Source organism: Mesorhizobium sp. CA5, assembly GCF_020165105.1.
In the GTDB taxonomy this organism is placed as follows: domain Bacteria; phylum Pseudomonadota; class Alphaproteobacteria; order Rhizobiales; family Rhizobiaceae; genus Mesorhizobium.
Map to the genome: position 1 here is coordinate 40610 of NZ_JAIUHJ010000032.1, position 7859 is coordinate 48468.

General features: G+C 59.7%; 6 protein-coding genes. 4 read left to right on the plus strand and 2 right to left on the minus strand.

The window, feature by feature from the left end; translation table 11 throughout:
• Nucleotides 1-91 precede the first annotated feature (91 nt).
• The gene (traA, locus tag LB529_RS27805; protein ID WP_224712867.1) at nt 92-3136 is read left to right on the plus strand and encodes a Ti-type conjugative transfer relaxase TraA; all 3045 of its coding nucleotides are present in this window, start codon (nt 92-94) and stop codon (nt 3134-3136) included.
• A gap of 129 nt (nt 3137-3265) precedes the next feature.
• The gene (locus LB529_RS27810) at nt 3266-3469 is read left to right on the plus strand and encodes a helix-turn-helix transcriptional regulator (RefSeq protein WP_224712868.1); all 204 of its coding nucleotides are present in this window, start codon (nt 3266-3268) and stop codon (nt 3467-3469) included.
• Here the strand turns inward: LB529_RS27810 and LB529_RS27815 are convergent.
• Entirely contained in the window at nt 3460-3690 is a 231-nt protein-coding gene (locus LB529_RS27815) for a transcriptional regulator (protein WP_224712869.1), read from the minus strand. The genes LB529_RS27810 and LB529_RS27815 overlap by 10 nt on opposite strands.
• A 135-nt stretch (nt 3691-3825) precedes the next feature.
• Between LB529_RS27815 and LB529_RS27820 the strand changes: the two genes are divergently transcribed.
• Complete coding sequence (locus LB529_RS27820) at nt 3826-4416, plus strand: hypothetical protein (RefSeq protein ID WP_224712870.1); 591 nt, start codon at nt 3826-3828, stop codon at nt 4414-4416.
• 385 nt (nt 4417-4801) lie between these two features.
• On the opposite strand, the gene LB529_RS27825 is transcribed toward LB529_RS27820, so the two are convergent.
• Nucleotides 4802-5347 (minus strand): hypothetical protein, encoded by a 546-nt coding sequence (locus LB529_RS27825; RefSeq protein ID WP_224712871.1) that lies wholly within the window; start codon nt 5345-5347, stop codon nt 4802-4804.
• A gap of 850 nt (nt 5348-6197) precedes the next feature.
• On the opposite strand from LB529_RS27825, the gene LB529_RS27830 reads away from it, so the two are divergent.
• Entirely contained in the window at nt 6198-7856 is a 1659-nt protein-coding gene (locus tag LB529_RS27830) for a recombinase family protein (RefSeq protein ID WP_224712872.1), read from the plus strand.
• Nucleotides 7857-7859: the final 3 nt, after the last annotated feature.

Below are 7859 nucleotides of genomic sequence, written 5' to 3' on the forward strand. Positions count from 1 at the left end.
ACGGGCTGGTCGCTCCCGAGAATTTTTCGAGGGAGGGCGCGCTTATACGTCGTGCCGACGTGCGCTTTGCCGTGCAAATGATTTGGTCGCGATGGCGATCTATCATCTTCATGTCAAGGTCATTGGCCGCAAGGCTGGGAGCAGTGCGGTGGCGTCGGCCGCCTACCGCTCGGCCTCGCGGCTGCGCGATGAGCGGATCGACCGCAGCCATGATTTTTCGAGCAAGCGCGGCGTTGTTCATTCCGAGGTGGTCCTGCCGGAGAATGCACTGGACGCCTGGAGTGACCGCGAGCGGCTTTGGAATGATGTAGAAGCCTTCGAGGTAAGGAAAGACGCGCAGCTTGCCCGCGAGGTGGAGTTTGCCCTCCCACGTGAACTGAGCCAGGCGCAGGGCATCGAGTTGGCGCGCGACTTTGTTGAGGCCGAGTTTGTCAGCCGGGGCATGGTCGCCGATCTCAACGTGCATTGGGACAGGGCAGAGGATGGCAGTCCAAAGCCGCATGCCCATGTCATGCTCACCATGCGGTCGGTCGATGAGAACGGGTTCGGCGCAAAGGTGCGCGACTGGAACAGCACCGAGCTGGTCGAGCGCTGGCGCGAGCGATGGGCCGAGCTTGCCAATGAGCGCCTTGCCGAACTCGACATTGATGCCCGCATTGATCATCGCAGTCTGGAAGCGCAGGGCATTGCGTTAGAGCCGCAAACCCAGATTGGCGCTCCCGCACAACGCATTGAGGACGGCGGCCTCGACGTTGTCGGCACTGAAGCAGATCGCGCCGAGCTGCACCGCGAGATCGCACGCAACAATGGCGCGCGGATTATCGCCGATCCATCCGTGGCGCTGGAGGCAATCACGCATCAGCAGTCGACGTTCACGCAAAAAGACATTGCGAAGTTCGCGCATCGGCACAGCGACGGAATAGAGCAGTTCAACGCGGTCGTGGCGGCTATCAGCAACGCGCCCGATTTGGTCGAACTGGGCAAGGACGGACGTGGAGAAGATCGCTTTACGACGCGGCAGATGATCGAGACCGAACAGCGCCTGCATCGCACAGCGGAACGCATGGTCGGGGAGGAGCGTCATGCGGTGAATGACGCACAGCGCGAGGCAGCTCTGGCGCGGGCAGCGCAACGCGGGCTTGTCTTGTCAGGCGAGCAGGCCGATGCACTGGATCACATCACCGACGGGCGCGGTCTTGGTGTCGTTGTCGGTTTTGCCGGAACCGGCAAGAGCGCCATGCTGGGTGTTGCGCGCCAGGCATGGGCAGCAGCGGGTTACGAGGTTCGAGGCGTGGCACTCTCCGGCATTGCCGCAGAGAATCTCGAAAGCGGATCAGGCATCTCGTCACGCACCATCGCCAGCATGGAACACGGCTGGGGACAAGGCCGTGATCTGCTTACCGCGCGTGATGTCCTGGTGATCGATGAAGCCGGCATGGTCGGCACGCGCCAGTTGGAGCGCGTGCTCTCCCATGCGGCCGAGGTTGGCGCAAAAATCGTGCTGGTTGGTGATCCCCAACAGCTGCAGGCGATCGAGGCGGGTGCTGCATTCCGTTCGATCCACGAGCGTCATGGCGGTGTTGAAATTGGTCAAGTGCGTCGGCAGCGCGAGGACTGGCAGCGTGACGCCACACGTGATCTGGCAACCGGCAGGATCGGCGCCGCGATCGGCGCCTACGACGCGCAAGGCATGGTGCATCAGGCCGCCACGCGCGACGAGGCGCGCAGCGATCTGGTCGAGCGCTGGGATCGCGACAGGCAGACGCAGCCTGATGCGAGCCGGATCATTCTCACCCACACAAACGACGAGGTGCGCGCGCTCAACCAGGCAGCGCGCGAACGCATGCGCGCTGCCGGCGATCTCGACGACGACGTTCAGGTGGAAGTGGAACGCGGTGCCACGGCCTTTGCCGGCGGCGACCGTGTCATGTTCCTGCGCAACGAGCGCGGGCTCGGCGTCAAGAACGGCACGCTTGGTGTGATCGAAGAGGTCAGCACGCAAAGCATGGCCGTGCGCACCGACGACGGCAGGTCGGTGCGCTTTGACCTGAAAGACTATGCCCATATTGACCACGGCTATGCCGCGACCATTCACAAGGCTCAGGGCATGACCGTCGACCGGACTCATGTGCTCGCTACGCCGGGCATGGATGCGCACGGCAGCTACGTCGCCCTGTCCCGGCATCGAGACGGGATGGATCTGCATTACGGCAGCGACGACTTCGCCACGCGGGACCGGCTGGTCCGTACGCTGTCACGCGACCGCGCCAAGGACATGGCATCCGACTATGAGAAGATCGACCCGGCGCAGAGCTATGCCGAACGGCGCGGCATCACTTTCCGCGAGCGCGTGGTCGAGATCGTGCGCCGGATTGTTCCGGAAAAGCTGCGTGACAGGATCGACGGGCTGCTGGACGGGTTGCGCTCGCCCGGAGACGGCGAGGCCGGCCAGGACCGTAGGCAGGGGCCGGGAAGGGAAAATGTTGGAGCGCAGATCGGAGATGCTCACCCCGCGCCTGAAAGAGAATCTACCAGGGGAGCGCAGCGCGAAGCGGGTGCTTCGGTGGACGCGGAAGCGGCGTTGCGCAGTGCTCGAACGAAGGCGCTTGTGCGTCACGCGCGCGCGCTCGATGCGGTTATGAGCAGCGGAAATGGGGACGGGCAGGGCACCCCCGAGCAGATGCGGGAACTGAGGGAGGCCCGCAGCGCATTCGAGAAGGTTCGGCCGCATGGCTGGCGCGACGCCGAGGCGGCCTATGTAAAGAATCGCGAGCTTGTCCGTGAGGCTGCGACCGGCCGGGTCAACCGTATCGTGCTTGCTCTCCAGCTTGAGACGGAAATCCGCACCGGACTGGATACCGATCCCAGCCGCCGCGCCGACCGTTTCGTGGAACGCTGGCAAAAGCTCGACCGGACGAGCCAGGGCCAATATCAGGCCGGCGACATGTCGGGCTACAAGGCAACGCGCTCAGCGATGTCCGACATGGCCAAAAGCCTCGAACGTGATCCGCAGCTTGAATCCCTCCTTGCGAACCGCAAACGCGAGCTTGGCATCAACGTGGATTCCGGCCGTAGCCTCGCTGCGGAACTTGCATTCAGCCACGGCATCGGCAGGGGCCGTGGCATTGGGATATGAATCCCTCCGATTTGCCACCGTCTCTACGCCACAGGCGGGTGAGGCGACAAAGCTGATTGCCTGCAGGGGATCGGTTCGTCTGTCTATCCCAGAAGATACCAGCAACATCCAGAGAGTGGCAGGCGAGCAATGTCCGAGCCAGATAAAATCATACGCCTCAAAACCGTCCTTGCCCGGACCGGCCTGTCCCGCTCAACCCTCTATCGCAAGATTGCCGAAGGCACGTTCCCGGCTCAGATCAAGATCAGCATAAACGGGGCGGGCTGGCAGGAATCCGATGTCAACCGATGGATCGCCGATCCTGTTGCATGGCGAAAACAGCGTCAGTTCTGATTGCGAGACAGACGAACGCCAGGGCCGCCGCCATTCTCTGGAATGAATTCAATGCCGGCGCTTTCGAACGTGCTTCTTATCAGTTCCACAGTCGATTGCTTCAACGCTTCGCCTCTTTCGAAGCGAACAATCGTCTGGGTCGATATTTTGGCTTCTTTTGAGAGGTCTAAAACACCCCATCCTAATGCAGCCCGAGCCATACGGCACTGCACCGGATTCATAAAATCACCATTTTATGGTGATTTTGGTTGCTTAGATAATGCACTATGTGTAGTCTCGGTTTCACTTGGCGGCCGGATGGGTGATGCAACACCAATCCGGCCTGGCCACGCCAAAGCTGTTGAGGAGCTCGGATCATGGCTGATTCCGACAATAGCACGACTTTGCCTTCCGTCACGCACGGGCGAGGGCAATGGCAGAAGGCGCACGGAGAAGATCGTTTCGAAGATGCGAACCCGGCTCTTGCGCTTCTCCAAGGCTGGTTGCGAGCACAGCATGTCTCAAATCTCCTTTGCCGACTTCAACAGCGTCTAGAGAGGCGCGTTCTCGACGCTGCCGCGTCCGAGGCGATGGATATCAAGCTCGGTTATTCGATCGCCTGCCAAGCGGAGGTTGAGGCCACAACCGCGGCTTTGAAGTTTCAGGACAAGCTACCTCACATACAGGCGCGGTCGCTTCTTGGCATCGTCGCCAAGCTCGAAATCATCGCTGGCGCAGATCGTGACATCGACGATCCAACAGACTTTCCCTGGCCGCACATTGCTTCGGTCCTTGCCGACTTGAAGGAAATCGCCGGGAACCTGCCGCTTCAACGGCCTGAGCGAACCGTCGTTCAGGCGGACTGCAGGCGATATCAAGCGATGGCGGCCGACCTGATCGGCGTGGAGAAGCAGGCCGCCATCCTTCATTTGGGGCGTGGCTCCCCGTTGTGCGTTAACGCTGAGTAGAGAAAGAAACTCAGCCGGAAAATACGGGATTTGGTACTGAGCGATTTCGGAGACCCTATTCCAATACAGATATGGTCGGGGCGGGAATGGTGAAAGCAGCGCGGCGCGTTGCGGGCCGCGCCGTTGAGCGCAACGCCGTGAGCGATCTGTTTCGCGCTAGCGCGCCATTGACGAAGAATTCTTGGAACGATCAGATCGCTTGTTCGAGGCACGCATGGGGCGGTCCTTGTCAACGGAAGATGCCCGGCAAATCGTGTTACCCAAGGCCAACCGCAAAGATCGTGAGAGGCGCGTCGGCCGTATGAGAGAGCGGCCGGCAGAAGATCGAGCGTCCTTGTCTTCCTCTTAAAAAACCCTCGCGAGACCGCTAGCATGCCGGCAGGGGTCAGCTTGCAGGTTTATTCTCCGAAGCCAGATAGGCCCGGTATTCGCTCATTGCCGTCGGTGCGATCTTGACCAAATTTCCGAAATTCGGATTTGACTCTATTGGCACCTCGAGCCAGCGCTGCCCCTCCTGCTTGAACCGGAGCATTTTGCCGCCGTGCAAGACAAACGAAATCGTCGTTTTGTTGCGGTCAAGGGATTCGACGTATCGTGCGCCAATGTAGCAACCCGTCTCAATGAATGCGCTATCGGTGGCGATCATTTTTATACGCAAGTACGACAATGGACCGACTAAAGAGACCGTCGCGATTGCTGCGAACGCGGCTATCCCACTGATGACCAAGATTGGTTTCACGGTCGGATCAGCTTTCATGGCGTTCAAATCCCATCTGAAGCCACCTGGCGCTGTCAGACCATTGATGCAGACGACCGCAACCCAAATGGCGACAAAAATGACGATGAGGCTAAATATCTTGAAGTAGGCGATTGCCGCCAATTGCAAGCACGTCGGCGTTGAAAATGAACCGTCGAGCAGCAAGTCAGCCATACTGACAAAGATGGCCGGAGCTTAGGCCAAAGGCAAGCGGCTTCCCGCAGGGGGAGTGCTTGACGGTCTTGGTGGCTGTGCGCAGGGCGATCCGCTTTACATCACAGATAGGCAGAGGAGATCTCCATGGGCGGGCGGGCCCGCGTTGAAATTTGGCCCGTTACTACGCCCCAGGCTGTGTAGCCGCAGTTAGCTTCTCAAATCACCACGCACGAACAAGGACCGCACATCACAGCCGAGCCGCTAGGATACGAAATTCCATCATTGCTGTTGATGGCAAAGCGCCGGCGGGCGCTTGTCCTGCCGGCTAACGCCACCATCTGAGGGCGAGAGGGCGCCGGAAGGGCAGGCGGTCGAGAGAGCGCACCGCATAGCTGGAATGCTAGGGCGTCGGCCAATACGGCAGGGATTCCCGACGGCGGCTCGATGAAGAGAGTCAGTCAAACCTACCTCAAGAGCGTCCGCGATTTGAACCTTCGGTTCTTGCCAACAACGCTTAAACGGAGAGCAGCCGATCAGGTTCGCGGATTTCCGAAAAGCACGCCTTGCTATCCATTTCTGCGACCGATCGATTTGATGGCTTCTCTCATCTCCTGCATGTGCACATCTGGGAGACATGGAACAAGATCATGATCTCGGCAGGATTCAAGGAGGCCGCGCATTCTGCGGACTGCTATTTTCCACAGGAACACAGCCGAGCCGTAGCGAGCGCTACCCGCAATGGTTGTGAGATCCCCAAAAAGGGTCTTGTTTCGAGCGCCTGATAGAGCGATTCTGCGCCTTGCCAGCACTCTCGCCCGCCAAGCGGCCCGCGAAGACCATGCGCGTGAACAGGCCGAGAAAATTCAACATGAGCCGAGCCGCGATCTACGCACGCTTCTCAACCGACCTCCAGAATGAGCGATCAATCGACGATCAAATCACTTTGTGCCGAGCATACGCAGATCGTGAGGAATTGAATGTTGTCGCGACGTTCGATGACCGAGCCCGCTCCGGCGGCTCCGTCCTGGGCCGTGATGGTTTGCTTCAACTCATGGATAAAGCGCGTGAGCACGAATTCGACGTGCTCGTGGTAGAGGCACTTGATCGGCTGTCGCGCGACATGGAAGACCTTGCGGGTATTCACAAGCGCCTTTCATTTCTCGGCATCGAAATTCGTGCCGTTCACGAAGGCGTGGTGAACACGGTCTTGGTCGGCCTACGCGGTCTCGTTGGTCAACTCTACCGAGAGGACATCGCTCACAAAGTCCGGAGGGGCCAGGCCGGCCGAGTCAACAAGGGGCTTCATGCCGGCGGACTGACCTATGGCTATTCGTACGTGCTGGGCGACCCCGGCAAGCGTGTGATCGCAGAGGATGAAGCGGACATCGTGCGTCGCGTCTTTCGAGAGTATGTCGAAGGGCAGACCCCGCGTGATATCGCTCACAATCTAAACAGAGACCGCATACCGCCGCCTCGCGGTCGAGCCTGGAATGCCTCTACTATCAATGGAAATGTGCAGAGAGGGACGGGGCTGCTTCACAATGAGCTTTATGCTGGCCGCCTGATCTGGAACAGGGTCAGAATGATCAAGGATCCTGATACGGGGAAACGTGTCTCGCGTCCAAATCCCAAGGGTGAATGGCGAGTGGTCGCAGTACCGGAACTCGCCATTGTTTCGTCCGACCTGTTCGACGCAGCACAAGCACGCAAGAAGGCGCGTGCAACCACCCATCCAAGCCATCAACGCCGACCGCGACATATGTTGACTGGGCTGCTGAGGTGCGGTGCCTGTGGTGCGGGAATGTCGTCAAAAGGCACGGACAAGTCCAAGCGCATTCGCATCCGCTGTTCGGCCGCGACAGAAAGCGGAATTTGCACTGATCCGAAGACCTTCTATTTGGATACGGTCGAGACCGCAGTTCTGAACGGGCTTACCGCCGAGTTGCGCCATCCCGAAGTGATTGCCCAGTACGTCCAGACCTACCACGAAGAACGGAAGCGCTTGGCAGCCGATACCGATGCTAGGCGCATCCGTTTGGAGCGACGGCTTGAAGAGCTAACTCGGGAGATCGAGCGCCTGGTCAACGCCATTGCCAAAGGCCACGGCGACCCAGCTGTACTAGGACCGCAATCAACAACCCTGAATGAAGAGCGCAAGTGCATTTTGGCAGAGTTGGATCGGGTACCCGCTGCGACCGGAGTGATCGCGCTGCACCCTGCGGTACTCTCCCGCTACGAGGAACAACTGAACCAACTTCAGACTGGGCTTGCCAAGGGCATTGCTTCTGGCGATTCCGAATGTGCAGAGGCAATGCGTGACTTGATCGAAACCGTCACGGTGTTTCGAGATCCGTCGAGAACCGGCGGGGTTGAAGTCGAAATCGCTGGTCGGCTGACGGCACTCTTGGGCGAGCGTGCCTTCCCCCACGGCATCAAGGGAGTGGGGGGAATGGTGGTAGCGGGAGAGCGCTACCGCCTTTCCCCCCACTCGGAAACCCCGCGATATTTCCTACGGTGTTGGGCGTGATGA

Bases quoted from the DNA above. Each gene is read 5' to 3' on its own strand.
- traA (WP_224712867.1), top strand. From the start codon at position 92: ATGGCGATCTATCATCTTCATGTCAAGGTCATTGGCCGCAAGGCTGGG.
- LB529_RS27810 (WP_224712868.1), top strand. From the start codon at position 3,266: ATGTCCGAGCCAGATAAAATCATACGCCTCAAAACCGTCCTTGCCCGG.
- LB529_RS27815 (WP_224712869.1), bottom strand. From the start codon at position 3,690: ATGAATCCGGTGCAGTGCCGTATGGCTCGGGCTGCATTAGGATGGGGT.
- LB529_RS27820 (WP_224712870.1), top strand. From the start codon at position 3,826: ATGGCTGATTCCGACAATAGCACGACTTTGCCTTCCGTCACGCACGGG.
- LB529_RS27825 (WP_224712871.1), bottom strand. From the start codon at position 5,347: ATGGCTGACTTGCTGCTCGACGGTTCATTTTCAACGCCGACGTGCTTG.
- LB529_RS27830 (WP_224712872.1), top strand. From the start codon at position 6,198: ATGAGCCGAGCCGCGATCTACGCACGCTTCTCAACCGACCTCCAGAAT.